Here is a 26,148-nt window from a genome sequence, read left to right on the forward strand (position 1 = left end):
GTGTCCTGCTAGTTCGGCGGCATCGGATGCGTCGATCGACGTGTCGTTGTCAGCGCCCGCGACAGCAAATCCGCCGCCAGTGCCACGCCGTCGTCGTGCTCGATCATCCAATGCCCCTCCTCGCCGGACGCCGGCAACAGATTGAAGTCCGCCCGGCCTCCGGCCAAGCCGAAGGCCTCCGCAAGCCGACGCGAAAGCGGCGGTGGAAAGTAGCTGTCATTGGCCGCGACCAGCCACGTGACCGGCACGCGCGCGCCGCGTCCAAATGCGCGGGCCGTATCAAGCAGGCGCGCCTCTGCACAGACGCGCCCTGGCACGTCGTCGGCATGGCCGCCACGGCCGGGCGCGAACACGACGATTGTCGAGACGATCTGCGGCGGTTGATCGGCGAGTGCCAGCGCGCCCCAGCCGCCGGCCGAATGGCCGACGACGACGGCGCCGCCATTCGCCGTGAACGGCTGCTCGCGCATGTAGGCAAGCGCGCGCGAAATCTGCGCCGCCGTCGCGCGTCCTGCTTTCTCGTAGTCCGCGTCGGCGCAGCCGCCCTGGTCTTCGACATAGGGACCGCCGGTGCGGCCGTGCCCGAGCCGCTCCGGGACCAGCACGGCATAGCCCCGCCCGACCAGGAGACGCGCCAGCGCCGTGTAGGTGGGCTGCGGCAGCTGTGCCCGCCACAGCGGATTCTGCGTCGAGGCATGCGCGATCACGGCCAGCGGAAACGGTCCACCGCCAGCAGGCCGATAGAGGATCGCATGCGCGGGAATTTCGGTCTCGATCGACGGAATCAGCCATTGCTGCCGGCGCGCAGGCTCGGCTTCGGGCGACGCGGGACCGAACGGCTGTGCCGTTGCGCCGGCTGCGACCGACAGGACGACCAGCGCGAGCAACCATGAGACGCAGCGAAGCAGCACCATTCAGCCGAACGGGAGGATGTTGAGCCTGCGCCACACTAGCCGAGGCCGCGGCCCGTCCGATGCGATTTTTCCTACGCGGCGTGAGGCTGCGGTGACAGGGCACCGTCGACCCTCAACAATGTTGCGAATTTGTCCCTTTTCGGCACAGCTTTCCGCCACGGTGATGCCGAAAGTCCACAGGTTAACCGATCTTTAACGTGGCACCTTGAAGGCGGACCGCCGACTTGCTTTGATCCACTCATGAGCACAACCCTGATCGAAGTCCGTCCGGCCAAGGCTGCAGATGCGGCTGCGGTGGCGTCAGCCCATGATGAAGCCTGGCGTTCCGCCTACCAGGGAATCATCCCTGGCGCAGAGCTGGAGAAGCTGATCAACCGGCGCGGCCCGCAATGGTGGGACAGCGCGATCCGCAAAGGCAGCCGCGTCAGCGTGCTGGTGTTCAACGACAAGGTCGCAGGCTATGCGAATTACGGCCGCAATCGCGCCCGCAGCCTGCACTTCGACGGTGAAGTCTACGAGCTTTATCTGCGACCGGAATTTCAGGGGCTGGGGTTCGGTCGCCGGCTCTTCCAGTCCGCCAAGCGCGACCTCGCGCAGAGCGGCCTGAAGAGCATGGTGGTGTGGGCGTTGTCCGACAACGATCCCGCCACCGAGTTCTACCGCGCCTTGGGTGGCCGGATGGTCGCGCGGTCGTCGGAGCGCTTCGGGCCGAAGTCGCTCGACAAGGTTGCCTTTGCCTGGACCAACTGAGCCTGGGCCGGCCGTGCTCCGGGCGCGTTAAACGTTAACGCGCCAGCGAATTGAACTGGAATTGAACTGAAAGTGTTGGCTTGAGGTAGCTGTTGCGCAGCCGCGTTTTTTTTGCGACTGCGAATGTCAGCGCTCGCCTGTCGAGCGTCCGACCCTCAACGTTCAAGTTCTCAAACGTTCAAGTTCTACGGAGCATCCATGCGCATCGACGCCATCCCGATCGGGAAAGATCCGCCGCGCGAGGTCAACGTCGTCATCGAAGTGCCGGTCGGCGGCGAGCCGATCAAGTACGAGCTAGACAAGGAAGCCGGCACTCTGTTCGTCGACCGCTTCCTCTATACGGCGATGCGCTACCCCGGCAATTACGGCTTCATCCCGCACACGCTGTCCAATGACGGCGACCCCTGCGACGTGCTGGTCGCCAACACGCGCGCGATCGTGCCCGGCGCGGTCATGAGCGTGCGCCCAGTCGGCGTGCTGCTGATGGAGGACGAGGCTGGCGGCGATGAGAAGATCATCGCGGTGCCGTCCTCGAAGCTGACCCAGCGCTACGACAAGGTCCGCACCTATTCGGACCTGCCGGACATCACGCTGCAGCAGATCCGGCACTTCTACGAGCACTACAAGGATCTCGAGCCCGGCAAATGGGTGAAGGTGCTGCGTTGGGGCAATGCCGACGACGCCCACCAGTTGATTGCCGAGGGCATCGCCCGCGCCAAGGCGGCGAAGAAGTAGGGCGCGCGGAAGCTCCAAACGCAGCGCTTCGCGGCTCCAGGCGATGGACTTTCGAGTCCGCTCCGAGCAGTTTCACGGCGTCGCAGATAGGATCTGCGGCGCCGTCTTGTCTTGGAGCGTTCTGCAATGCGCCGCCTGCTCAGGTCCCTTCGATACCTTGGTCTTCTCATCCTGGCGGCAGGCGCGGCGCTCGTCGCGGTCGTGCTGGTCAACATGTTTCGCCATGGCTCCCGGCAGCTCGATGTCGCGGCGCTGCCGAAGATCAGCATCGATGCCGAGGCCGCGGCGCAGCGGCTTGCGGCGGCGGTTCGTTTTCGCACGATTTCGAGCTCCGACGATCCCGAGCTGAATGCCGATGCCTTCGCGGCGCTCAAGGCCCATATCGAGGCGAGCTTCCCGGCCTTTCATGCGGCCGCGACACAGGAGGTCGTGGCCGGGCACAGCCTGCTGTACCTGTGGAAGGGCTCGGATGCGGCGGCCAGGCCGATTGCGCTGCTGGCCCATCAGGATGTGGTGCCGGTCGCGCCGGGCACCGAGCCCGACTGGGCCGTGCCGCCGTTTGCCGGCGTCGTCAAAGACGGCTTCGTCTGGGGCCGCGGCGCCTGGGACGACAAGGGCAATCTGTATGCGATGCTGGAGGCGGCCGAGGCGCTGATCAAGGCCGGCTTCAAGCCGAAGCGCACGATCTATTTCGCCTTCGGTCACGACGAGGAGGTCGGCGGCACCCGGGGCGCCAAGGCCATCTCGGCCGTCCTCGCCGCCCGCAACGTCCGGCTGGACTTCGTCATCGATGAGGGCCTGCTGATCTCGGAGGGCGGCATCAGGGGCCTCGACAGGCCGGCGGCACTGGTCGGTGTTGCCGAGAAGGGCTATGCGAGCCTGGTGCTGACGGCCAAGGCCAACCCGGGGCATTCCTCGATGCCGCCGCGGGACACCGCGATCGGCATGATGAGTGCGGCGCTGGCGAAGCTCGAGGCCAACCGGCTGCCGATGCGCATCGACGGCACGGTCGGCGAGATGTTTGATACGCTGGCGCCGGAAATGACCGGCATCAACCGCGCCGTGCTGTCCAATCTCTGGCTGACCAAACCGCTGCTGTTCGGCGAGTTCGCCAAGAGCGGTCCGGCCGAAGCGATGGTCCGTACGACGACCGCGCTGACCATCTTCAACGCGGGCGACAAGGACAACGTGCTGCCGGGCAACGCCTCCGCCACCGTGAATTTCCGGCTGCTGCCGGGGGACACCGAGGCGGGCATCATCGACCACGTCAGGCAGACCGTGGCCAACGACCGCATCTCGATCACGTCCTTGCGCGGCAACCGCGAGCCCCCGCCGGTCACCTCGACCGCCGGACCGTCCTATCAGCTCGTGAACCGGGCCATTCGCGAGATCTTCAGCGACGCGGTGGTGGCGCCCGGCCTGATGGTCGCCGGCACCGATTCGAGCCATTATGCGGGCATTGCCGACAGCATCTTCCGCTTCTCGCCGCTGCGCGCGACGACGGAGGATCTCAAGCGCTTCCACGGCACCAATGAGCGGCTGTCGGTCGAGGGCTATGCCGACATGATCCGCTTCTATCGGCGGCTGCTGGAAGCCGCCGCGGGCTAAGGCCTAGACGGCCGGCTTCGGCAGCCCGGCGATCGCGCAGGCGGCGCGCAGCGTGTTCACCAGAAGGCAGGCCACCGTCATCTGGCCGACGCCGCCGGGCACCGGCGTGATCGCGCCGGCGACCTCCGCCACCTCGGCATAGGCGACGTCGCCGACCAGCTTCGTCTTCCCCTCCGCCGTCGGAATGCGGTTGATGCCGACGTCGATCACCGTCGCGCCCGGCTTGATCCAGTCGCGCTTCACCATCTCCGGGCGACCCACGGCGGCGTAGACCAGATCGGCGCGCGCGGTCAGCGCCGGCAGGTCGCGCGAGCGCGAATGCGCGATCGTCACCGTGGCGTTCTCGTTGAGCAGGAGCTGGACCAGCGGACGGCCGACTAGGTTCGAGCGGCCGATCACGATCGCGTTCATGCCCTCCAGCGAGCCATGCACGGTCTTGCTGAGGATGATGCAGCCGAGCGGCGTGCACGGCGCCAGCGCCGGCTGGCCGCCGGCGAGACGGCCGGCATTGTGCGGATGCAGCCCGTCGACGTCCTTGGCCGGATCGATCGCATTGATCACGACTTCGGTCTCCAGCCCCTTCGGCAGCGGCAGCTGCACCAGGATGCCGTGTACGGCGGGATCGCGGTTGAGCTTGCCGATCAAGGCCAGCAGCTCGCCCTGCGACACGTCGGCCGGCAGCTTGTGCTCGAACGAGGCCATGCCGGCCGCCTGGGTCTGGGTATGCTTGCTGCGGACATAGACCTCGGACGCCGGATCGTTGCCGACCAGCACCACGGCGAGGCCTGGTGTCAGGCCATGGTCGCGCTTGACCCGCTCGACCTCACGGGCGACCTGCGCGCGCAGGTCGGCTGCAATGATCTTTCCGTCGATGATGCGCGCGGTCATTTTGCTCTATCCTCGGTTCAAAGGCTGTTCATCGAGCAAGACGCTGGCCGCGTGCTCCCACCCTCCCCTGGAGGGGGAGGGTCGATCGCACGCGAAGCGGGCGAGCGGGGTGGGGTGAAGCCACGGATGCCGGTACCGGTGGAGAGATCACCCCACCCCGCCTCACGCTCGCTTCGCTCACCGTGAGGCGACCCTCCCCCTCCAGGGGAGGGTGAAGATCGCCGCTTGCGAAGCCGAAAGGCCTCGGCTCGCGCTTCTTGCGTCTATTCTCGTTGTTTCCGGGTCGGCTTATGGGCTGCAAGGAGGTCGCGCAAGGCCTGATCGAGCGCGGACGGATCGCCGTCGATGGCGACCTGTTTCAGCCGTGAGGTGGTGCCAGAGGTGATTCGCACCGAGGCCTTGGTGACGCCGATCGCCTTGGCGAGCAGCTCTGTCACGGCGCGATTCGCCTCGCCGCCATCGGCGATCGCGCGCACCCGGACCTTCAGCACATCGCGGCCGTCGGACAGCGTCTCGACGCCATCGAAGGCGTCCCGGCCGCCGCGTGGGGTCACCCGCAATGCGAGGGTGACGCCGCCCTTCGAACATCGCCAAGGGACCATCGATAGGGACCCTCGATCCGAATCAGCAGCAGACCTGAGTTGACGCAAGCAGCACCCTTGAATCCCGCGCGTCTACGTCAGTGCGCGCAGGCGCTAGACAAACAGACCCTGAAGCGCCGGGATGATCACGAACCGGATGAACTGGATGAGGATGAAGAGAACGAGAAACGAAAGGTCCAGCGCTCCGGCAGGAGGCACGAAGCGCCGAATCTGTCGGAGCGCGGGCTCTGTCAGAGCATCAAGCGTGTAAAGCACCTGTCGGACCAAGTCGTTCCGGACGTTGATGACGCTGAACGCGACCAGCCAGGACATGATTGCCGCAACGACCAGGATGAACACGTACAGGCCGAGAAGCCAGTCAACGAAGTCTAAGAGGCGTATCATCCGGGGTTCCTGGAACGAGATATCACCCGGTTAGATATCTGTTCCCTCCCGCGCAAACAAGGGACGGTGCCCGTCAAGGCTAACGGGCGATGTGACCGTTCTTGACTTGACCTCGGCACCCACTGTAAATGGCGCCCGATCTGCCGGCTGCCTTTTCCCAACATCGAGGCGGTCGTGTTACGGGGCCATAGCTCAGCTGGGAGAGCGCGTCGTTCGCAATGACGAGGTCGGCGGTTCGATCCCGCCTGGCTCCACCAACCTTCGCTCGCTTCGCGAGCTTCGGCTCGGCAAGCCGCTTCAGCAAATGAATAGCGAAGCGTGCGAAGGTTGCCGCGCCAGAGCCCGAAGGGCGACGGCGGGCTGAATGACAAAGATTCCCAACAATCGACTGACCAGGACGCCCGTCCTACTCCGCCGCCTCGGCCATCGCCGCCACCGGCTCGCGCATCAGCCAGCCATCCAGAAACTGCGCCAGCCACGCCCGCTCGGCCGCATCGTGCACGGCGCGGCCCTCGAAATGATGGTGGCGCAGACGGGCGCCGGGCGTGTCCAGCCGGGCATGACCGCGCGTGGTCCAGCGGCACATCATCGCGTAGGTCACGTCGGGGTGGAACTGTAGCCCGGTCGCGTTCTGGTATTGATAGGCCTGCACCGGAAAGTCGCCGCCCTCGGCAAGCAGCTCGGCGCCATCGGGCAGATCGAAGCCCTCGCGGTGCCAGTGATAGACGTGATCGGGCCAATGCGGGCACAGCTTGCGCCCGGCCCGGGTCGGGCGGATCGGATAATAGCCGATCTCGGCGCGCCCCTCTGGATGCGGCGCAACCGGGGCGCCGAGCTGGATCGCCAGCATCTGCGCGCCCAGGCAGATCCCGAGAAACGGACGCTGCTCCCGCAGCGGCACCTCGATCCAGTCGATCTCGCGGCGGACGAAGTCGTCCGGATCGTTCGCGCTCATCGGACCGCCGAAAATTACGGCACCCGCATGCCCATCGAGCGTCTCCGGCAGCGGATCGCCGAACCGCGGCCGGCGGATGTCGAGCGGATAGCCGCGGGCGCGCAGCGCATTGCCGACCCGGCCGGGGCTCGACGTTTCCTGGTGCAGGATGATGAGGACGGGCCGCTGCGGCGCAGCCGCCATGGCCGGCTTCGGATGGAGCTGCCGAACGTCGGCCTGGGGCCCGTTCGGATGGAGCGAAGGGTCTTGCCTGAGCATCACCTGGCGATCATAGCTAAGCAAAGGTTAACGGCGCGTGAGCGAGCGCACATTGCAAAGCAAGCGCCGGGCCAGCGCGATCAGGTCCGCTTCAGCTGCAGCCGGCCGACCGCGGCGAGGATGAAGCCGCGCGGGAACCAGCGCAGCATGAACGGCACGATCTTGATGCCGAGCCCGGGCAGCACCACGCGCTTGTCGGCCATCAAGCCGCGATAGCCCGCTTCCGCCACCGCCTTGGGCGAGACGTTGAGGATCACCGAATCCACGCCCGGCTTGAAGCCGGCGCGGTCCTGGAATTCCGACGGCACCGGACCGGGACACAGCACCGTGACCCGGACGCCATGCGGCGCCAGCTCCTTGCGCAGCGCCTCGGTGAACGAGATCACATACGCCTTGGAGGCGTAATAGACGGCCATGCCGGGACCCGGCAGGAACCCGGCCACAGAGCCCAGATTGAGGATGCCGCCCTTGTTGCGGATCAGCTGCTCGGAAAAGCGCAGCGACAGCTCGGTCAGGGCGCGAACGTTCACGGAAATCATGTCGAGCTGCTCGGCGCGATCGAGCTGTACCGCCTTGCCGAACAGGCCGAAGCCGGCGTTATTGACGAGATATTCCAGCTCCAGGCCGGCAGCCGACAGCGCAGCCTCGATGGTCGCGCCGGCGTCGGAGGAGGTGAGGTCACAGGGGATCACCAGCGGCGCCGGGCCGCCCTTGGCGGCGATCTCCTGGGCCAGCGCCGCGAGCCGGTCTTCGCGCCGGGCCGTCAATGCGAGCCGGTGCCCGTTCGCGGCAAATACGCGCGCCAACTCGCTGCCGATCCCGGCCGAGGCACCTGTTACGAGCGTGACACGTTCACCCACGATCCTGCTCTTCGATCACAATCCGCACATCATCCAATCGCGGCGGACGAGAGCATAGCGGGACGGGAACATGCAAGACACCGTGCTCCATGGCCTTGCGCGGGATTGCGGCAATAGCCTCAGATTCACATGGGTTTACATGAACGGGGGGTTTCGGAAACAAAATTAAAGTTTGTTCATCTCCGCATGAAGTCGGTTCCGCCCGGAGCCAGGCGGTTCAAGCAGGGGCGCCGGACTTCCGCGACGCCACCCGGTGCTTGAGGTCGACGCGGTCATGCGTGGAGATGCCGAGCAGCTCGGAGGCGCGCCAGACCACATTGTCCTCGAACTCCGTCACCTTGCCGTCGGCAAAGACCAGCTCCCACATCATCTCGACGATGCGCAGGCGGCCGGCTTCGTCGACCTCGCGCATGATCACGCTGGTGAAGCGATAGAGATCGACGGCGTCGCCCTCCGCCAGCATGGCCTGGGCGATCAGCCGGTCGGCGCTGCCGGGGTCGAGCCCGAAGCGCAGCTCGATCAGGCCGTGCAGCTTGCGCCGTTCGATCTCGCTCGGCTCGCCGTCCAGCGAGATGACGTGGATCAGCAGCGCCGTCGCCGCGAGCTGATAGCCATTGTCGTCGAACGCCGGGGTCTCGTGCGGCGAAACGACGTCGGCGATGAATTGGCGCAATCCTTCGAGCATGGCGTCCTTTCGTTGTCAGATCCGTAGTGGACCGCAAACCGGCCGGCGACTGCTCATTATATGCGAATGCCACGCTGCGCCGGCAATCCGCTGCGACCTTCGGGCTGCATGACATTTCGGTAAGGCTCAGGGGATTTCGTACACCATCATGCGGTCGGCGATGCCGCGCAGCGCAGCCTGTTTCTGGATTGGCGCGATCTTCGCGCCCCGCAGGATGTCGGCGACGCCGGGGCTCTCGATCACGGGCGCGGTGAGATGGATCTCCTGCGCGGTCGACAGGCTCTGCACGCGGGCGGCGATGTTGACGGTCTGGCCGAAATAGTCCTGGCGGTCGTTCAGCATCACCGCGAGACACGGCCCCTCATGAATGCCGATCTTGACCACGAGGTCCTCGGTGCCGCGCTCGGCATTGAGCCGCTGCATCGCCGCGCGCATGCGCAGGCCGGCGGCGAGCGCATGCTCGGGCTTGACGAAGGTCGCCATCACGGCGTCGCCGATCGTCTTCACCACCGCGCCCTTCTCGGCGTTGATGATCTCCAGCAGCGCGCGGAAATGGGCGCGCACCAGGTCGAAGGCCGCGAGATCGCCGACGCGCTCATACAGCGCGGTCGAGCTCTTGAGGTCGGTGAACAGGAAGGTCAGCGAGGTGATCTTCAGCCGCTGGTCAATGTTGAGATTGTCCGCCTTGAACACGTCGCGGAAGGTCTGGTTGGATAATATGCGCTTGGCGGTCAGGAAAGGCCGGCGCTTGCCAAGGAGATGGTGGAGCGCATCGCCGGCAACGAAGACGGTCGGCAGCGTCCGTACGCCGGCCTGATTGTCGAGCGCCAGTCGCAGCGGGCCTGGACGCAACGTGATCGATCCGGTCGGAGGATGCGCCCTGTTGAATAGGAGTCCGAGCTGCTGGCGTTCCCTGGTGGGCTCGCCCTGAACGTCGATGAAATGCGCAGAATGCGTCACCGGTTCGAAGATGATGATGAAATCGGATGGGAGCTGCAGCGAGAGCACGGCCTTTTCACCGGCTGGCAGCTCGAGCGCATCAAGCGTCACTTCTTCGCTGAGCGAGGCAAAAGTCTCCCGGTCGAGGTCGATCCCGGAACTCCAGAAGACCTGCTTGTAATACTCCCAGAGCGGCAGCGTGTTCGGATCGTGAGCGGCGATGCTCCTGACCTTGGAGCTCACGGTGAAAGCAACTTCGACCTGCTCGTCGATGGAAGGCTCGTAGCCGCAAGCGCATAGTCCGCAATGGTAATCGTCATGGCGGAGAGATTTCAGCGTGGCGTGCGCATCCAGCACGCCGCTGCAGCCAGGACAGAGCACGTTCCAGGTCAGATCGAACAAGCCGATCCGTGCAGCATGCAGGAACCCGGAAATAACCCGTTCTTCATCGAGACCGGCGCGCGCCGAGAACTCCAGGGCATTGATACGGTTGAGTTCGTGATCTTCACCCGCCTCAATCAACCGTGTGATCGCGTCCGCAACGGCCGGATCGGCGGTCTGCTTCAGAACCGAAAGCTGGGCCTGGATGTCGCTCATGGCGTGCTAAGATGGTGCCTAGCAAACCCACAAGCAAGAGACGAAGCGATGGCCCGGCCGCCGCCGGGATCAGACGCCCGCCCTGGGCGTGAGCTTGAACAGCGGCGAGCGATCCGGCTGGGTCGTGACCACGCCGACCGGCATCACGGGTGCGGCGTCGAGCATTTCGATGTCGAAGGCCGCCACCAGCCGTGCCAGCGCCAGCACCGCCTCGGTCAGGGCGAAATGAGCCCCGATGCAGACCCGCGCGCCCGCTCCGAACGGCAGATAGGCGAAGCGCTCCGGCGGCGGCGGGCCCGGCATGAATCGCTCGGGCTTGAAGGCGTTGGGCGCATCCCACAGCTTCTCGTGCCGGTGCAGCAGCCACGGCGAGATCAGCACGACGTCGCCGCGCCTCACCTGGAACGCGGCGATCCGGTCGGGGCCGCTGGCTGCGCGCGCGATCAGGAACGCGGGCGGATAGAGCCGCAATGTCTCGTCCAGCACGGCGCGCGTGAACGGCAGTTGATCCGGATCGCTGAGATCGGTTGCGGCGCGGGCCTCCTGCGCGAGCTTGTCCTGATTGGCCGGGTCGAGCGCGATCAGATACAGCGCCCAGAACAGCGCCGTTGCCGTGGTCTCGTGGCCGGCGAGGATCATGGTCGCGACCTCGTCGGCGAGTTGTGCATCGGTGAAGGCCGCGCCGGTCTCGGGATCGCGTGCCGCGCCCATCAGGTCGAACAGGTCGCGCGGCGGTGCGTCCTCCAGCTTGCCGGCGGCGCGGCGCTCGGCCATCAGCATGGCGACGAAGCCGGTCCAGCGCTTGCGGAACCGCCGGCGCGCGAAGTCGCGCGGCGTCGGCCAGGACAGCGGCAGCACGATGTCCAGCAGATGCGGGCTGGCCAGCCGCGCGCCATACTCGTAGACGAAATCGCGCAGGGTGGCACCATGGCGGCCCATCTCGAACGAGAACATCGTGCGGCCGGCGATGTCGAGCGTCATGCGCTGCATGATCTCGCGCAGGTCGAGCGGCTGCCCGCGTTGCTGCTTCAGCCTGGCGACGGTCTCGTCGCTCACCGCGACCATGTGCGGGATGAGGCCGGAAACGGCGCGTGGCGTGAACGCCGGCGCGAGCGTCCGGCGCTGGTGCTTCCACGCCTTGCCTTCCGCGATCAGCAGCCCCTCGCCGAGCACCGGACGCAGCACGCGGATGGCGCCGACGGTGCGGGCGTAGTTCTCCCAATTGTCGACCAGCACGTGCTTGATCGTGTCGGGCGTATTGAGAATGTAGCTGGAGCTGCCGAAGAAGCGGCCGCGAATGATGTCGTCCTCATAGGCGCGCTGGCTCCAGGTCGCGATCGCGTTGTCGCCCATCATCAGCACGCGGCGCAGCGCGCCCATGCTGTCCGGCGCCCGCGGCGGTGTCGGCGGTATCAGCGGCAATCGTGCCTGCGGCAGATAATGGACGTCGGCGGTACTCATTCACGGCCTCTCGACGCTGTCACGAGCCTGGAACCACCGATCGGCTGCATCGCGAGCAACCGAGCCTCGGTTGCGGGACCGCAACGGGCCGTCGCGCAACGACGGCCTTCTGCCAGAGGTAACTCTGTCGTCCCGCTCACAAGCGAGAGGGGCGCGCTTCCGCCCTCTCCGAGGCTATGATGTATCATCATACTCCAGCAACTAATTAGTCAGCTCGATCACCGCAATCCTGCTCTCCGATGCTGGCCAAAGACGGGCGGTGATGCGTTCCTCGTTGAACAGTCCGATGACGCTGCGTCCGACGTCGCCCGCAGGCAGCCGCAATGTCGTTGCCGCATCGGTCGGTATTCCCTTCTGTACGTCGGTTGGTTCCTTGCCGTCGAGCAGCACGATGTCGCGGGGCAGGCCGAAATAACCGCGCGGCCTGACCATGATGAGAATCGCTCCGGCGCTGGCATCGGCCTGGCCGAGCGGCCGCGCCGCGCGAAGATGCACGACGTCGGACGAGCGCGGGAACGGCGAGCGGTAGAAGTGCGTGACCGGCGCGCCCGGCGAGGTCAGGACGATCTCGAGATAGGACGTCGGATCGACCTCCGCGGGACCCCAGCGCCCGTCGGCGCCGGTCTGGCCGCGATAGACAGGCTCGCCATTGCGTGCGCCGGTCTCGCTCGAGACGCGATAGACCTCCACGCTTGCGCCCGCCACCGGGCGATTGGTCGGCGCGCCGCCCGGCGTTCCCGTCACCAGGCCGCTGATCCGCACCTGCTGCTCCGGCTGGATCGCGATCTGCGTGGGCTCACGGCCGGCGATGAATTTGTAGATCTCGCGGAACGCGCGCGGGTGGAACGCGACCTCGCGATGGTCGAGCGCGCCGATCACGAGATTGGTCGCGCCCTTCAGCGCCGGCCCTTCGGAGGTGATCCCGGTCGGCACGCCGGGCTTGCCGACCAGGCGGCCGTCGGCCTGGGCGTATTTGTCGAGCCCGTCGCTGCGCAGCGTCAGGAAGGCGGTGCCCTCGGTCACCTCGGTGTCGCCGGCATTCAGTCCGCGCAGGAACGGGCCGCGGCCGTTGAACTCGCTGCCGGGGCTGTCATCCCAGTCGAACACGCCATGATTGGGCGTTCCGCATAGCACGGCGTGGCTGACATCGGCGCCGCCGCCGTTCTTCACGACGTTGCGGATCGCATTGCCGCCACGCGAGCTGCCGACCAGCGCGACGCGCGCAGCGCCCGTGCGCTCCTTCAGTGTCTTGATGGCCTCGGCGAGCTCGCGGCGCTGATCGTCGGTCGACGAGCGGTTCGGCTGCGCCACGGCGTCGTCGTTGCGCGCCAGCGGGTCGGTGAAGTTGAGCGCAGCGAGACGCGTGCGCGGCACGCCGTTGGATTCCATCCGCCACAGCGTGGTCATCCACAATGCCGCGTGGTCGCCATTGCCGTGCACGAACAGGACCGGAGGAATGTCGGCCACCGTCGTTGCCGCCGCGCTCTGGGCGCGTACCGGTAAGGGTAGACCGCTGGTGAGCAAGGGAAGGGTTCCCATTCCCTGCAGAATGTTGCGGCGCGTCAGCTTCATCGGCGGTCTCCCTTTGGTCTCATTCATTTGTGTTCGTTGGCCGCGATCCCCGATGCCGGCCTTTGCAGGCAGCACTGGACAGCGGCGGACATTCGCAGGCATCACATAGGTCCAGCTGGAATCAAGCGATAGTTCGATGCGAGCTTCAAGGCGAACTGGCGACGTGGACGGACCCGCATGAATGCGCCGCAGAAACGTGAGCTGTTCGCCGCCGAAAGCATCGCCGCGCCGCTGCGGCACGTGGTGTTCCGCCGCATCTGGCTGGCGAGCCTGCTGTCGAACCTGGGCCTGCTGATCCAGGCGGTCGGCGCCGCCTGGGCGATGACGCAGATGACGTCGTCGGCCGACAAGGTTGCGCTGGTGCAGACCGCCTTGATGCTGCCGGTGATGTTCATCTCGATGCCGGCCGGCGCCATCGCCGACATGTATGACCGGCGCATCGTCGCGCTGGTCGCGCTCGCCGTGGCGCTCGGCGGCGCCACCACGCTGACGGTGCTGGCATGGTACGGCCTGGTGACGCCGGAGCGCCTGCTCGCGCTGTGCTTCGTCATCGGCAGCGGCATGGCGCTGATGGGGCCGGCCTGGCAATCCTCCGTCAGCGAGCAGGTGCCGCCGGAGACGCTGCCGGCCGCGGTCGCGCTGAACGGCATCAGCTACAACATCGCGCGCAGCTTCGGTCCGGCGATCGGCGGCGTCGTGGTCGCGGCCGCCGGCGCGGTCGCCGCGTTCGCGGCCAATGCGCTGCTGTATCTGCCGCTGCTCGCGGCGCTGTTCCTGTGGCGGCGCGTGGTCGAGCCGAGCCGGCTACCGCGCGAGCCGCTCAACCGCGCCATCGTCTCCGGCGTCCGCTACATCGTCCATTCGCCGTCGATCCGGATCGTGCTGATCCGCACGCTGGTCACCGGCATCATCGGCGGCTCGATCTCGGCGCTGATGCCGCTGGTCGCGCGCGACCTGCTGCATGGCGGCGCGCAGACCTACGGCATCATGCTCGGCGCCTTCGGCATGGGCGCGGTGGTCGGCGCGCTCAACATCGGCGAGATCAGGAAGCGGCTGTCTGGTGAGGCCGCGATCCGCACCTGCGCGCTCACCTTGGGCGCGGCCACCGCGGCCGTTGCACTCAGCACCGCGCCGGTCCTGACGGCGGCGGCGCTCGTCATCGCCGGTGCGGTGTGGATGCTGGCGGTGGCGCTGTTCAACATCGGCGTGCAGCTTTCGGCACCCCGCTGGGTCGCGGGCCGCGCACTGGCGGCATTTCAGGCCGCGATCTCCGGCGGCATCGCGATCGGCAGTTGGGGCTGGGGGCGTCTCACCGACGCCGCCGGCGTCGAGGTCGCGCTGCTCGCGTCGGGAGCGCTGATGATGGTGTCGCCGCTGCTCGGCCTGTGGCTGCGGATGCCGCCGATCGGGGCCCGCAACGAGGACGGCGAGACCTTGGCCGATCCGGAGGTGCAACTCGAGCTGACGCCGCGCTCGGGGCCGCTGGTGGTCGAGATCGAGTACCGCGTCGCTGAAGACAATGCTCGCGCGTTTCACGACCTGATGCAGGACGTGCAGCTCAGCCGCCAGCGCAACGGCGCCTATGGCTGGTCGATCGCACGCGACATCGCCGACCCCGAATTATGGACCGAGCGCTATCACTGCCCGACCTGGATCGACTATCTGCGTCAGCGCAACCGCTCGACCCGCGCCGAGCGCGAGCTGCACAAGCGCGCGATCGACTTCCACATCGGCACCGACCCGGTGCGCATCCGCCGCATGCTGGAGCGGCCGTTCGGCTCGGTCCGCGCCAAGGAGGATATCGACCGCACCGCCGAGCAGGCGCCGGCTGTCGCCTCGGCGGCTCGCAGCGGGCCGTAGCTCCGGAGCATCTGCACTGAGCAGGCGCTTACTGCCCGTGCTCGGTCAGCACCTTCTCGCAAGCCTTCGACAGCTTGGCCCGATGCTCCTTGAGACAGGCCAGCACCGCCTGATCGCCGTTGTTCATCACGGCGCGGCAATACCGCGAGACGTCGCGCGCGCAGGCATCCTGGCCGGGCTGCTGCTGGGCTGAGGCCGTCGACGCCATTAGGACCAGAGGGATAATCAGAGAGAGTTTGTTCATGACTGGCGCCTCGCTCCCGGGACTGAACGTTTGGCGGCGCTTTTAGTGGTCGCAACCGGCCGTCGCAAGCGCCTCGGTCGCAGCCGGGGTGCGCAGGCGGGAGCCGGAAGCGCTCTCAATTGGCCTCGTTGGCATCCGCGACCTTGCCGCTGCGCTTGGACATCTCGCGGTCGAGCACGACGCGGCAGCCGGAGCTGAGCGACGACCGGTTCTTGATCATGCAGGCGGTGATCGCCGGGATGTTGGGGATCTCGCTGCTGCACAGGCGGAACGCGTCGCCGGTGCACATCTGCTGCGCCTCGGCGCTGAAGGCGAAGCTTGCCGTCGAGGAGAAGGTCGAGAGGGCGGCAAGGCTGGCGGCCGTCAGAACGGCCCTGCGCAGAATGTTGGTCGACTTCGTCATGGCTGGCTCCCATTGGCGCCGCATGTTGGCGGGGCCGCGTGTTTCAATGCGTCCATCATGGCCGGATGCCCTGTTGGCAACCGTGATGCGGGTCACGCCAGATCCAAACCTGGTCGGCAGTTTCGGCAGGCCGATGGCCGCGGCGCCATGTCGCTCCGGTGAACGGCCGCTTCGCTGCGGGCATCATCCTGGAAATCTTGTCCGATCCTGGTCGTGTTGGCACCGCGTTAAGGAATCGTTGGCACTAATGGAAGCTAATTGAAGGAGGCGGACAGCGTTGCGTCCGCCATCGAGTGTCTCGTGTTTTCGGGAAGAGTAACCATGCGTAATGCGTTAGGCTTGCTGCTGGCCACCGTCGTCGCGGCGTTGGCGATCACCGGTGTCTGGTACTACGTATCGAAGCCCAGCGCCGCCAAGGCCGCCGCGCAGAGCGCAGCGGCGAAGCCGTCCGAGCCGGCGCCGCCTCCGGCGCGCGTCGCCGCCAAGGCCAGCTCGAAGGACGATGTCGAGACGACCGGTACCGTCTCCACGCGTATGGCGGCAAGCGCCCCGGCGCCCGTGCAGCCCAGATCGACCTGCGCCAATCCTGACGCGCTCGGCATCTCCCGCACCGTCATGGTCGACACCACCGGCGGCCCCGGTTTCGGTCTCGATCACTTCAAGCAGTTCGACTTCCTCGCCGACCACGAGGTGGTGCTGACCTTCGACGACGGCCCGTGGCCGGTCAACACGCCGGCGGTGCTGAAGGCGCTGGCCGACGAATGCACCACCGGCATCTTCTTCACCATCGGCAAGCATGCGACCTATCATCCGGAGATCCTGCGCCAGGTGCTGGCCGCCGGGCACGTCGTCGGCGTTCATACCTGGTCGCACGCCAATCTGAACGGCAAGAAGATGACCGACGAGACGGCGAAGGAGGAGCTCGAGAAGGGTTTCAGCGCGGTCAAGTTCGCGCTCGGCACCAACCCGGCGCCGTTCTTCCGCTTCCCGCAACTGCAGCACCGGCCCTCTGCCGTGGCCTATCTCGGCAGCCGCAACGTCGCGATGTTCTCCTGCGACGTCGACAGCTTCGACTTCCGCTCCAAGGATGCCGACCAGGTCGTCAACACCGTGATGACCGGGCTCGACAAGAAGGGCAAGGGCATCATCCTGATGCACGACTTCCAGAAGAACACTGCGCTGGCGCTGCCGACCCTGCTGCGGCGGCTCAAGGCCGGCGGCTACAAGGTGGTCGCGATGAAGCCGAAGGGCACGCTCGACACGCTGCCGGAATATGACGCGATGATCGGTCAGGATCCGAAGCTGCCGACGACAATGACCAATGCGCGGCCGATCTCGAGCGTGATCCAGACCATCTCGCAGTGATGCCTCGCTGCAGGGTCTCCTCGCGCGAAAGGCCGGGCATTCGCCCGGCCTTCTTCGTTTGTCGCCTATTGGCGGATGCTCACCAATAGATGCCGTGGCGATGCAGCTCGCGGACGATGCGAGCTTCGGTCCAGCTCTTGCGGCGCGTCCGGTCGGAGCGCGCCGATTTCGACCGCCGCGATGATTGCTGCACAGAGCCCGGCTGCGGTGCCGGCGCCGCAGCGGCGGCGGGCTGCGGCGGCGGCGGTGCGGCGGCCGGGGCCGCTGGCGCAACCGTTTGCGCAGCGGGCTGGACCTCGGCCGCGACGGCCGGCACCGGCGCCGGGGTGACGGTGACCTCGCCGGCTTGCTGGACGTAGGTCGGACGCGGCGCCCGCGCGGCGGCGTCGTTCGACGACAGCGACAGGCTGCGTGTGCCCTCGGCCTGCGCGACTGTGGCGGATGCGAGCACCATGGCTCCGATCAGGATCATCTTGCGCATCGAGTAAGCTCCCCTTTGTTGGCTGCGGGAAGGTTTAGGCGCCAGCGCCACCGTCCGATGTGACCCGCGTCACGCTCCGCCTAGCGACGCGGTGTTCCATGCTGCCGGTGAGATCCGGGGTTGAGGTATGATCGTATGTACGTGTACTGTTCGTTGGTGCTGTTCAGAAGCTTCGCCGAATCCGATAGGGAGACCGATCGATTCGGGGGAAGGATGCGCGCATGCGCCGGGTGATCGTTGCAGTGTTCTTGGCGGCCGTGACGCTGCTGGCCGCCAGCGGGCCGGGCCGGGCGCAGTCCGGCGACGACAACGTCGAAGAGATCTACATTGCGCGGAGCGTGCGCCAGGGCCGCGTCGTGCCGTCGGATTTCTGCGCGCCGACCAAGACCGGCTTCGCGCCGGCGCTGGAGGATCAGCTCTCGATCCACTCCGTCGGGGTCCGGCCGGCTGACGGCCGCATGACCGAGACCGGCGACAAGAGCATCGGCGAGATGCGGGTCTGCGTCGGCCAGGCGATGGATCCGACCCTGCTCGGCACCTACACCGAGGGCCAGCTCAACGGCATCGCATTCACCGGCATCGGCGATTGCCGGCTGGTGCGTGGCAATCTGCCGGAGGACGGCCTGCTCACGCACCGCTGCTTCCTGGCGCTGTCGGGCCTGCCTGAGCCGTATGTCGGCGGCTTCCTGGTTTCGAGCTCGCTGTATTCGAAGACGCCGTTCGGCACTGAAAGTTCGCCGCCGGGCTACGCCCAGGCCGGCATCCTGGTCATCCGCCTCTGGAAGAAGCGGCTGCCCTGAGGCAGCCGTTCGCGCGCTCAGGCCGGCGAGAAGGTCTGCACGAAGGCGCGCACCGTCGCGGACACCTTGTCCTCCGAGACGTGCCAGGCGGCGCCGTCATCGGCGGCGAAGAAGCTGGAGGCGTTGGAGCCGGCCCAGCGGAACACCTCGAATGACGGCCAGTACCAGATGTCCTCGAGGTTCGAATTGTTGACGACCTCATGCGCGACCAGCCGCATCGTGCTCTTCGACAGGCAGTCGGCTTGCACCACCGATTCATATTCGAACGAGGTGAGCAGCGGCACCGGCGACACGGTGACGATCACCTTGATGCCAGGCCGGATGCTGCGGATGAACTCGATCAGATAGAGCACGTTGTCGACGTTCTCCTGCACGCTGGCGGTGCGGAACTTGTACTTCTCGGCCAGCGCCCGCGAGTTCAGCGCGGTCGGCCGCGGCAGCACGAAGGCGCCGGTCTCGCGGTCGAAGAACGCCGCGGCGACGCCGAGCGTCAGGATGAAGACGTCGGCCTGCTTGATGACGGCGAGCGTATTCTCCTTGCTCGATCCCGGCGGCAGCAACTCGACGATGCGCTCGCGGATCTCCGGATCGATCTGGGCGTCGCGCAGCCAGTCGACGAACACGCGGTTGGCGAAGGTCGTGTTGATGTACTCCGAGATCTCCATGTGGTGGCTGGCATAGCCGCTGTCGGTGAGGCTCTTGGAGAGGTTGCGCGCGAAGCACGAGCCCATGGTGAAGAAGCGGGTGCTCTTGTCGAGGAATTTCGGCGCGGCGGCGAGGTTCACCGCGATGTGGCTGGTGATCAGCGTCTGCAGGTCGCCGAGGAAGTCCTTGGTCTCCGGATAGCGTCCGACCTTGGCGCGGCCCTTGGCTTCCTTGGCCTTGCCCTTCTTGGCGTTCGACCGCGCGAGCTCCAGCGTCTCGCGGTTGATCGGGTTGTCATAGGCCGGGTTGAGCTTGATCGCCTTTTCCAGCGCCGCGACCGCTTCCTCGAATTCGTTGCCCTGGGTCAGGATCTCGCTGAGCGAGAAATAGTCGGCGGCCTGGTTGGAGGCTGCCGCGAGCTTGCGGAACAGCTCCATCGAGCGCGTGAACGGGCCGACATGGCTGCAGCGCACGGCGGCGCTGCGGATCAGGTGCAGATTGCCTTCGGTGGCCTGCTCGAAGATCTCGGGGTTCTCGTCGAGGATCGCCAGCATCATGTCGCGCGCTTCGGCGCGCTTCTTGTGTGAGCCGTCGTCGATCAGCTGCGCATAGATGAAGCGCGCGTTGATGTCCTTGGGGTCGAGCTCGAGCAGCTTCTGGAACGCGAGCTGGGCGCTGACGAAGTCCTTGTCCTCGATGTATTTGTAGGCGAGCGTCCGGATCTGGCCGACGATGGATTGAAACTGGGTGTGGCTGTCGAGGGCAGTCGTGCTCATGTCGCGGGTTCGCCTTTGTCTCGCGTTGCGTCTTCGGCCGTTGGTCCGGCGCCGCTGCCGGCAGCCGGTGCATCGCCAGTGCCGGTCGAATCGTCACGTGCACAGGCGCCATGCCCTTGCGAGAGACGTCCCACCATGACCTCTGGATACTGATCGCCACCGGCTTGGCCGCTGGCGTACGCCCGAGCGCAACCGGCACCTGCGGGATTCGAACGCGACGGACGCGCTCGTCCGGATCGCCGCCAGCCGCCAGTGCGGGCATTCATCCCGCCGCTCGCGCCGAACGATGGCGCGATTTGGGTTAAGCAATTCTTAACCGGCAAATGGAGCGCGGCGAGCGGGCGCGTCAGGAAAGGAGAGACGGGGACGGGGACGGAAGGAGAGGCTGGTGCCGCAAGAGGGCGCCTCGCTATAGGCGCATCCTACTGACTTAGCTTATGTATTTTTGTGCGATTTCAACGAAAGCCAACGAAAAGGCCAACATTTTTCGCGGCCACGGCCGAACGATCCCGACCGCCGCGCAGATTTGTCGCTGCGCGTGCGTGTGGCGGATTGAACACCGATGCCGGGTGCGCTCCGAAGGCGAAGGCCAGACGTTCGAATCGTGTCGCGTGCGCCACTTCGGTACCAAACTGGGCCGTCTTTGCGCCCGAGGCACCGACCAGCGTGCGCAGGAGCGCGCTTTCGATCCCATGATGCGAAGCTCTTTCGCGTCCACTTCCACGCGTTGGGCGAGCGCGCGGAGGTAGTCGCGCCGGTAGCTCTTCGAGTCAGTCCTCATGCGTTTGCGGGCCTGGCTGGCGAGGTTTTGATTGCCTGGGGTGTGATGCTCGGCCCAGCCCGATCCAGCGCACCCTCAGCCTGCTCTGCGCCAGCGCGGGCTCTTGTTGCGCTGCGCCTTCAGCGCCGCCCGCACATGCTGGGTCTCCAGGCAGATCGCCGGCAGGCGAAGCTTGAGCAACTCGGGATGCAGCCACGGCAACAGCGCCCCGGCCTCGTGGCCGACCCGCCTTAAGCGGCCGAGATATGGCGCCAGTGCTCCCCTGACCGCATTCGGGTCGGTCATCACCGCGACCTCCAGCAGCACTTCGCCCTTGTCGTCGACCACGCAAATCGTGGTTCGATCCATGCCGACATCCAGCCCGCAGAAGAACTCCATTGCGCGCCTCCTGTGTGGTCGAGAGCGCTCATTCTGCATGGCCGCCGCTGTCGCGTCAGCTGACGGACGGTCAGGCCGATAACGGACGGCAGTCCTAATCGGTCGAGATCCACACCTACTCGGTCGGTAAGGTTGGGTATTGTCGATAGCGGACCAGGAGGCGGACATGGCAATGCCGACGCGAATGACCCTAAGCTGACCTCGCCGGCGGGACCACGGCCTTACGCCCAAGGAGCACAACCATCGCAGCCAAAAGCTGGATGCAAGCGACAATCCCGAACGCCGTTCCATAACCCGAAGTCGCATCGCGGAGAGCACCAACAATGGCTGGCGCGAACGCAAATACTGCCTGATTGATGGCAACGATCAGCGCAACCACCGCCACCACATCCTTACGATCGAACTCCTTCTGCGCGATCAATGGCGGCAAAGTCGTAAGATTCCCGATGCCAAATCCGAAGATGACGCAGCCAAATGTCAGTACGATCCATCCGTTGCCGAAGATGAGCAGCAGAACTCCTACGGTCTGAACCGCGAAGTTAATGGCTGCGGCGATCCGCCGGTCGTGATCTCCGATCCACCATCCCGTCAGAGTCCGTCCGATTACTGCACATGCCGTCGCTAGGCTGAGAAGCAGGCCCGCAGTTGTCGCACCAACATCGGGAGTGAGGCGGGAGACCAAGTGTGACAGAAGGCCGATCTGCGCAAACAAGCCAAGCGCAAACGCCGCCGAAAGCGTAAGGAATCCCGGCATACGAATAATGCTAGAGCGAGATAGTCTCGTTGTCGGTTTCGCGACAACCGTAGGCACTCCGTTGCCATCGGGAGAGAGACCAAGGCTGGTGGGGGACAGCCTGAAGTATCGAATAGAAATCCAACCCATAACGCCGAGGGCAACAATGGACACGGCCAGCGCCGCGGTTTGAAAGCCGAGCCAATCGATCAAGAAGAGCCACAAAGGCACGAACAGAACCCCCCGACACTTGCGCCATTGAACGCCAGACTCATCGCCTTCGGGCGATCGCGCTCGAACCATCTGGCGACAATGGCGTTTAGGGCAGCACCACTTGTAGCGGCCCAACCTCCCGCACTCGGAATGGCCGCTAAGAAGAGTTGCCACGGCTCCCACGATCTGGACCATCCGATCAACCCGATGGCCATCAGAAGAGCACCGCCCAGTGTCGTCCCGGCAATCCCAATTCTGCGATGAATGTCGGGCAAATACGCGACCAGGAGCGCACTCAGCACGAAATGAAAGGTAATGGCAGCCGAGATTTCCGAGATGGACCATCCGCGCGAGGAGTGCAGAGTCGGAAGAAAGACCGAAGGACCATAGAAGCCGATGCCCCAGGCGAGCACCGCCAAGGTAAAGGCAGCCCATGCCACCGACCAACCAACGAAATGCTGCTCGTCACCCATTGTCTCGCTCACTCATGCTGATAGGTTGATGGCGTCGTAGCAATTGGAGCGTGTTGTGGCTCGCCGGAATCGGACTCCGTCGTCGGCTTTAACGGACATCGGGAGGCTTGATCCCGTTGTATGCGAACGTGCCCGAGTGAGTCGCGACAAGAGCTATGACGGCCTGTTCTTCTCAGGCGTCCGAACCACGAGGATCTATTGCAGGCCGGTGTGCCCGGTGCGCCCCGCCAAGGCCGAAAACGTGACGTTTTATCTTTCGGCAGCTGCAGCTGAGCAGGAGGGATTTCGACCATGCCTCAGATGCCGCCCCGAAACGGCACCGTTCTCTCCAGCTTGGAAGGGCTCACGGACGACAGTTGAGCGCGCCCTACGTCTGATTAGCAGTGGTGCACTAGACGATGCGAACATCGAAACACTCGCAGAACGTCTCGGCATCGGACCGCGGCATCTATCACGCCTATTCAAAAAATATGTCGGCGCAAGTCCCGCCCAAGTCGCGCGAACGGGGCGTGTTCAACGAGCAAAGCGTCTCTTGGACGAGACGAAGCTTCCGATGACCGAGGTCGCACTTAGATCAGGATTCTGCAGCCTACGGCGTTTCAACAGTGTGTTTGCTGAGGTATACAAGCGTCCACCGACTTCGATCCGGCGGGCGAAGGCTTGATCCGCTAATACGAACCCGCCCGACGTCTGATGTTGTCCCATCTGGGACCTTCGGGCCGGCGCCTGGAACGCCTACTGCTGGATACAACCGGACGTAAGTTACTGGCCGACCGGAAGGTGGCTTTTGACCGATTCCGTTGAAAAAGTCGGCAGTAGTTTCGTCGTGAACGCCATCTGTTTCGAGGACGAATTGGCGCGTTGTGGTTCACGCGGGCGTCAGCGCGGGCATCGGGATCAGCTTGGCCATCTTACGAAGGTTCTGAGCGGCTGCAGCGAGGGTGAACTCGTCGCGTGCGCCGTTCGGCCCTCTTAGTCGCAGCCGATCTAGCTTGAGGATGCGCTTGAGATGCGCGAACAGCATCTCAATCTTCTTGCGGAGCCGGCGTGAAGTGCGGCCTTCCCATGAGCTTGCGATCTCGCGTGCCATGTCGCGAGCGCCCTCGTAGATCGAGCGCGGCACTTTTCGAGCCGGGGTGTTGGGGCAACACCTGCTTCTTAGAGAGCATGCTTGACAATCGCGCTTGCTCGCACGGTAGAGGACCGTCGTGTCGTTGTTCACCAGCGTCCCTGTAGTGGTGAGGGGTTTGCCAGCGGGACAGCGATAGACGTCCCTGGTATGGTCGTAGGTGAAGGCCTCACGCGAGAAGGTCCCGTCGGTGCGGGCCGACTTGTCGAAGACGGTCACGTGCGGCTCGATCCCGTGCTCGTAGACCAGCCACCCGAGCATCTCAGCGGAGCCATAGGCGCTGTCGCCGAGAAGCCGGCTTGGATAAAGATCGAACCTTTCGATTGAACGCTCAATCATGCGCTTGGCGGCCAATACTTCTGCCTGGCGGATCGCCGTGGTCGCTTCGACATCGACGATGATCGCATTCTCGACGTCGACCAGATAGTTCGTCGAGTAGGCGAAGAAGGCTTGGCCGCCGTGCGCTCCCGTCCAGCGCGCCGCCGGGTCGGAGGGCGATACAAACTTGGGCGTGACCTCCGTCGCGGCACCGAACGCGGCATCATCAAGAACGGCAAGATACTCGTCGATCGCTCGACCCGCAGCCTCCGGCGGAAGCCTCTTATCGCCTTCGATTCCCTTCTGCCGATTGGCATCCGCCTTGATCAGGCTCGCGTCGACTGCGAACCCTTCGCCGCCGATCAGGCGCTCCCGGATGCAGCGGCGCAAGACGGTCTCGAACACGCGACGGAAGAGATCGCTCTCACGGAAGCGGCCGTGCCTGTTCTTCGAGAACGTCGAGTGATCGGGGACAGCTCCATCTAGACCCAGCCGGCAAAACCAGCGGTATGCCAGATTGAGATGGACTTCATCGCAGAGGCGCCGTTCCGATCGGATGCCGAAGCAATAGCCGATCAAGAGCATCCTGATCATCAGCTCCGGATCGATCGAGGGCCGCCCGATGTTGCTGTAGAACGGCGCCAGCTCCCGCCGTAAGTCCTCAAGGTCGACGAACCTATCGATCGACCGCACGAGGTGGTCGGCTGGGATGTGCCTTTCCAGCGAGAACTCATAGAACAACGCAGCCTGTTCGACTTGCCGATGCCCCATCATGACCTTCAGTCCTGCCCACTAGACAGACTGAATCACCGATATCTCTGCGTCGCAACTGCTGACTTTTTCAACAGAATCGACCCTGAGCAGACATCCCGGTCAGATGCGGACTGATAGCACTCAATGGACCTTTGCATCAGCCTCAATATGCTCGACGGATCGCATCGTATTTTTGAGGTGTTCGGCGCGTTCGCGGACCAGCCAATAGATCAAGCCTCCGATCGCGCCAGAAATCAGAACTGGGAGTCCGTTTGCCTCTAGGGCCAGCGCGAAGCCTTCCGTGAAGCTTGGATGGCCGCGCGCGGGGAATAGGCCTCCCAAGCAACCCCAAGCGAGGATCGCTGCGAGAGCCGAACCGCTGGCGCTGTAGACTGGTCCTCCAAAAGGCAACCATCGCGACATCCCCGTGATCAAGCACCAAGGCAAGAACATCAGCAAAAGCGCCAACGCAAAGACATAGGGCCAAACCTGCAAGGTCTCGCTCCCAACTTCAATGAGGTTCAGCCCTTTTCCTGCCGGATCGCGGGAGTCGCGACAGGCCATCCAAACGGTGAAGACCGCTGATGACGTTGCGCTCGCGGCAAAATAGGCAGCCAAGCGGGCCACTATCCTCATGCCATCGTTCCCCTCTGATGCCCGGATCATCTGGATGATTGCACGGCTCCCTTTGAAGGCCCAGGTCGGCTTGTGGCCCGTTCCGGACCTTCCCGAGGGCGCCGATGATGTCCCCTCTCGGGGTAGGGCCGGAAATCTGCATCCGAGGACCGATAGGCTGCTTGTGACCCGAAGCCGACTTAATCAGAATTGAGCCGAACGCTTAATCGGGCAGCAACTTTAGCACACTAATCAGTGTCCGTATGACCCTGGTAACCGCACATGCCTCATGAATTGCTGAGCGGCATTCTCGGAAGCCTCGCAGCAGAGGTCGCTTCTAAGATTGCTCCTGCGCGACAGGGTGGCGAATTTGCCGAAGTTCCGGCTGAAACACTCCAGCGGCAGAACCGCCGGCTTTATCGTTACCTGTTGGCTAGTGGCTGCTTGGGGTTTGCCACTCCCTTGTTGGCTCTTGCCATAGGGAGTGAGGACGCGCCGTGGCGCAACGCCTGGTTAACCGGGGTTATTTTCGGCCTGCCATTTCTGATCATGTTGATCTTCTTGGCGCTCGTCTGGGCGACACGAGGCAGCAAAAGGGCAACGGAGCTTTTGTTCTACTTCGAGAGACAACAGCGGACTCACATCTACGTTTTCTACCTGTACGCCGTGCCGCTAGCGGTGCTGGGACTCACATCCTCGGTGCTGGTGTGGCTCTAAGCACCGCTAACGAGATTACATTGAAGCAGAAGCATCTCGTTGCTGAAGTACTTTGCTGGCGTAGAATGTGACCACTTTCCCGGGTCAAATGTCCGTCTAGCCAAAAAGGTCGGCAATCGGCATGTCGCCTATTGGCCGATTCCGTTGAAAAAGTCGCCAGTTGCGGCGCAGAGATATCGGTGATTCAGTCTGTCTAGTTGGCAGGACTGAAGGTCATGATGGGGCATCGGCAAGTCGAACAGGCTGCGTTGTTCTA

Annotated in this window: 26 protein-coding genes, 1 tRNA gene and 1 pseudogene; 9 read left to right on the forward strand and 19 right to left on the reverse strand. The window is 64.9% G+C overall.

The window, feature by feature from the left end:
- Positions 1 to 8 precede the first annotated feature (8 nt).
- Positions 9 to 914, reverse strand: a complete 906-nt coding sequence (locus tag QX048_RS14060) for a dienelactone hydrolase family protein (RefSeq protein ID WP_315825719.1) — start codon at positions 912 to 914, stop codon at positions 9 to 11.
- A 240-nt stretch (positions 915 to 1,154) separates the two neighbouring features.
- Here QX048_RS14060 and QX048_RS14065 point away from each other — a divergent pair, with 240 nt between their 5' ends.
- The 3 genes from QX048_RS14065 (at position 1,155) to QX048_RS14075 (ending at position 4,007) form a co-directional block, all read left to right on the forward strand.
- The gene (locus QX048_RS14065; protein WP_006611902.1) at positions 1,155 to 1,664 is read left to right on the forward strand and encodes a GNAT family N-acetyltransferase; all 510 of its coding nucleotides are present in this window, start codon (positions 1,155 to 1,157) and stop codon (positions 1,662 to 1,664) included.
- Positions 1,665 to 1,862: 198 nt separating this feature from the next.
- Positions 1,863 to 2,399 carry an inorganic diphosphatase gene (gene ppa, locus QX048_RS14070; protein ID WP_315716738.1) on the forward strand — a complete coding sequence of 179 codons (537 nt, stop codon included), beginning with the start codon at positions 1,863 to 1,865 and terminating at the stop codon, positions 2,397 to 2,399.
- 126 nt (positions 2,400 to 2,525) lie between these two features.
- Positions 2,526 to 4,007 (forward strand): M20 family peptidase, encoded by a 1,482-nt coding sequence (locus QX048_RS14075; RefSeq protein ID WP_315825720.1) that lies wholly within the window; start codon positions 2,526 to 2,528, stop codon positions 4,005 to 4,007.
- Positions 4,008 to 4,010: 3 nt separating this feature from the next.
- Here the strand turns inward: QX048_RS14075 and folD are convergent, their stop codons facing one another.
- The 3 genes from folD to QX048_RS14090 all read right to left on the reverse strand — a co-directional run bounded on the left by folD (position 4,011) and on the right by QX048_RS14090 (position 5,881).
- Complete coding sequence (gene folD, locus QX048_RS14080; protein ID WP_315825721.1) at positions 4,011 to 4,895, reverse strand: bifunctional methylenetetrahydrofolate dehydrogenase/methenyltetrahydrofolate cyclohydrolase FolD; 885 nt, start codon at positions 4,893 to 4,895, stop codon at positions 4,011 to 4,013.
- A gap of 263 nt (positions 4,896 to 5,158) precedes the next feature.
- Entirely contained in the window at positions 5,159 to 5,497 is a 339-nt protein-coding gene (locus QX048_RS14085) for a DUF167 domain-containing protein (RefSeq protein WP_315825722.1), read from the reverse strand.
- A gap of 93 nt (positions 5,498 to 5,590) precedes the next feature.
- Positions 5,591 to 5,881 carry a YggT family protein gene (locus QX048_RS14090; protein ID WP_315740475.1) on the reverse strand — a complete coding sequence of 97 codons (291 nt, stop codon included), beginning with the start codon at positions 5,879 to 5,881 and terminating at the stop codon, positions 5,591 to 5,593.
- 181 nt (positions 5,882 to 6,062) lie between these two features.
- Here QX048_RS14090 and QX048_RS14095 point away from each other — a divergent pair.
- A tRNA-Ala gene (locus tag QX048_RS14095) sits at positions 6,063 to 6,138 on the forward strand.
- 149 nt (positions 6,139 to 6,287) lie between these two features.
- Here the strand turns inward: QX048_RS14095 and QX048_RS14100 are convergent.
- The 6 genes from QX048_RS14100 to QX048_RS14125 form a co-directional block, all read right to left on the reverse strand.
- A complete protein-coding gene (locus tag QX048_RS14100; protein WP_315750557.1) occupies positions 6,288 to 7,094 on the reverse strand; it encodes a glutamine amidotransferase in 807 nt (268 codons plus the stop codon).
- 80 nt (positions 7,095 to 7,174) lie between these two features.
- On the reverse strand, positions 7,175 to 7,954 hold the full coding sequence (locus QX048_RS14105; protein WP_315750558.1) for an SDR family oxidoreductase: 780 nt from the start codon (positions 7,952 to 7,954) through the stop codon (positions 7,175 to 7,177).
- 217 nt (positions 7,955 to 8,171) lie between these two features.
- Complete coding sequence (locus QX048_RS14110; RefSeq protein WP_315716731.1) at positions 8,172 to 8,639, reverse strand: TerB family tellurite resistance protein; 468 nt, start codon at positions 8,637 to 8,639, stop codon at positions 8,172 to 8,174.
- 126 nt (positions 8,640 to 8,765) lie between these two features.
- Positions 8,766 to 10,175 carry an adenylate/guanylate cyclase domain-containing protein gene (locus QX048_RS14115; RefSeq protein ID WP_315750559.1) on the reverse strand — a complete coding sequence of 470 codons (1,410 nt, stop codon included), beginning with the start codon at positions 10,173 to 10,175 and terminating at the stop codon, positions 8,766 to 8,768.
- Positions 10,176 to 10,244: 69 nt separating this feature from the next.
- Complete coding sequence (locus QX048_RS14120) at positions 10,245 to 11,636, reverse strand: cytochrome P450 (protein ID WP_315825723.1); 1,392 nt, start codon at positions 11,634 to 11,636, stop codon at positions 10,245 to 10,247.
- Positions 11,637 to 11,837: 201 nt separating this feature from the next.
- Positions 11,838 to 13,208: a hydrolase gene (locus QX048_RS14125; protein ID WP_315825724.1), complete on the reverse strand. Its 1,371-nt coding sequence runs from the start codon at positions 13,206 to 13,208 to the stop codon at positions 11,838 to 11,840.
- A gap of 177 nt (positions 13,209 to 13,385) precedes the next feature.
- Between QX048_RS14125 and QX048_RS14130 the strand changes: the two genes are divergently transcribed.
- Positions 13,386 to 15,068 (forward strand): MFS transporter, encoded by a 1,683-nt coding sequence (locus tag QX048_RS14130; protein ID WP_315750562.1) that lies wholly within the window; start codon positions 13,386 to 13,388, stop codon positions 15,066 to 15,068.
- Positions 15,069 to 15,096: 28 nt separating this feature from the next.
- Here the strand turns inward: QX048_RS14130 and QX048_RS14135 are convergent, their stop codons facing one another.
- Entirely contained in the window at positions 15,097 to 15,312 is a 216-nt protein-coding gene (locus QX048_RS14135; RefSeq protein WP_315716726.1) for a hypothetical protein, read from the reverse strand.
- A gap of 115 nt (positions 15,313 to 15,427) precedes the next feature.
- Entirely contained in the window at positions 15,428 to 15,715 is a 288-nt protein-coding gene (locus QX048_RS14140) for a hypothetical protein (RefSeq protein ID WP_315716725.1), read from the reverse strand.
- A 321-nt stretch (positions 15,716 to 16,036) separates the two neighbouring features.
- On the opposite strand from QX048_RS14140, the gene QX048_RS14145 reads away from it, so the two are divergent.
- On the forward strand, positions 16,037 to 17,080 hold the full coding sequence (locus QX048_RS14145; protein WP_315825725.1) for a polysaccharide deacetylase family protein: 1,044 nt from the start codon (positions 16,037 to 16,039) through the stop codon (positions 17,078 to 17,080).
- A 79-nt stretch (positions 17,081 to 17,159) separates the two neighbouring features.
- Here the strand turns inward: QX048_RS14145 and QX048_RS14150 are convergent, their stop codons facing one another.
- Positions 17,160 to 17,561: a hypothetical protein gene (locus QX048_RS14150; protein ID WP_315825726.1), complete on the reverse strand. Its 402-nt coding sequence runs from the start codon at positions 17,559 to 17,561 to the stop codon at positions 17,160 to 17,162.
- 221 nt (positions 17,562 to 17,782) lie between these two features.
- Between QX048_RS14150 and QX048_RS14155 the strand changes: the two genes are divergently transcribed.
- Positions 17,783 to 18,361, forward strand: a complete 579-nt coding sequence (locus QX048_RS14155; RefSeq protein WP_315716722.1) for a hypothetical protein — start codon at positions 17,783 to 17,785, stop codon at positions 18,359 to 18,361.
- Positions 18,362 to 18,378: 17 nt separating this feature from the next.
- Here the strand turns inward: QX048_RS14155 and QX048_RS14160 are convergent, their stop codons facing one another.
- The 4 genes and pseudogenes from QX048_RS14160 to QX048_RS14175 form a co-directional block, all read right to left on the reverse strand.
- Positions 18,379 to 19,782 carry a GSCFA domain-containing protein gene (locus QX048_RS14160; RefSeq protein ID WP_315716721.1) on the reverse strand — a complete coding sequence of 468 codons (1,404 nt, stop codon included), beginning with the start codon at positions 19,780 to 19,782 and terminating at the stop codon, positions 18,379 to 18,381.
- Positions 19,783 to 20,656: 874 nt separating this feature from the next.
- Positions 20,657 to 20,941: pseudogene (locus QX048_RS14165) on the reverse strand (IS110 family transposase); the annotation flags it as partial.
- A 190-nt stretch (positions 20,942 to 21,131) separates the two neighbouring features.
- The gene (locus QX048_RS14170) at positions 21,132 to 21,887 is read right to left on the reverse strand and encodes an MFS transporter (RefSeq protein ID WP_316193758.1); all 756 of its coding nucleotides are present in this window, start codon (positions 21,885 to 21,887) and stop codon (positions 21,132 to 21,134) included.
- On the reverse strand, positions 21,884 to 22,360 hold the full coding sequence (locus QX048_RS14175; RefSeq protein ID WP_316200446.1) for an MFS transporter: 477 nt from the start codon (positions 22,358 to 22,360) through the stop codon (positions 21,884 to 21,886). The genes QX048_RS14170 and QX048_RS14175 overlap by 4 nt, the downstream gene beginning before the upstream one ends.
- Positions 22,361 to 22,496: 136 nt before the next feature.
- Here QX048_RS14175 and QX048_RS14180 point away from each other — a divergent pair, with 136 nt between their 5' ends.
- Entirely contained in the window at positions 22,497 to 23,024 is a 528-nt protein-coding gene (locus tag QX048_RS14180; RefSeq protein WP_409977906.1) for a bifunctional transcriptional activator/DNA repair enzyme AdaA, read from the forward strand.
- 204 nt (positions 23,025 to 23,228) lie between these two features.
- On the opposite strand, the gene QX048_RS14185 is transcribed toward QX048_RS14180, so the two are convergent.
- Positions 23,229 to 24,581 (reverse strand): IS1182 family transposase, encoded by a 1,353-nt coding sequence (locus QX048_RS14185; RefSeq protein WP_315729403.1) that lies wholly within the window; start codon positions 24,579 to 24,581, stop codon positions 23,229 to 23,231.
- 120 nt (positions 24,582 to 24,701) lie between these two features.
- The gene (locus tag QX048_RS14190; protein ID WP_315723447.1) at positions 24,702 to 25,178 is read right to left on the reverse strand and encodes a hypothetical protein; all 477 of its coding nucleotides are present in this window, start codon (positions 25,176 to 25,178) and stop codon (positions 24,702 to 24,704) included.
- A 279-nt stretch (positions 25,179 to 25,457) separates the two neighbouring features.
- Between QX048_RS14190 and QX048_RS14195 the strand changes: the two genes are divergently transcribed.
- Positions 25,458 to 25,892 carry a hypothetical protein gene (locus QX048_RS14195; protein ID WP_315715829.1) on the forward strand — a complete coding sequence of 145 codons (435 nt, stop codon included), beginning with the start codon at positions 25,458 to 25,460 and terminating at the stop codon, positions 25,890 to 25,892.
- Positions 25,893 to 26,148: the final 256 nt, after the last annotated feature.

Source organism: Bradyrhizobium sp. SZCCHNS30572, from assembly GCF_032484415.1.
Taxonomy (GTDB): domain Bacteria; phylum Pseudomonadota; class Alphaproteobacteria; order Rhizobiales; family Xanthobacteraceae; genus Bradyrhizobium.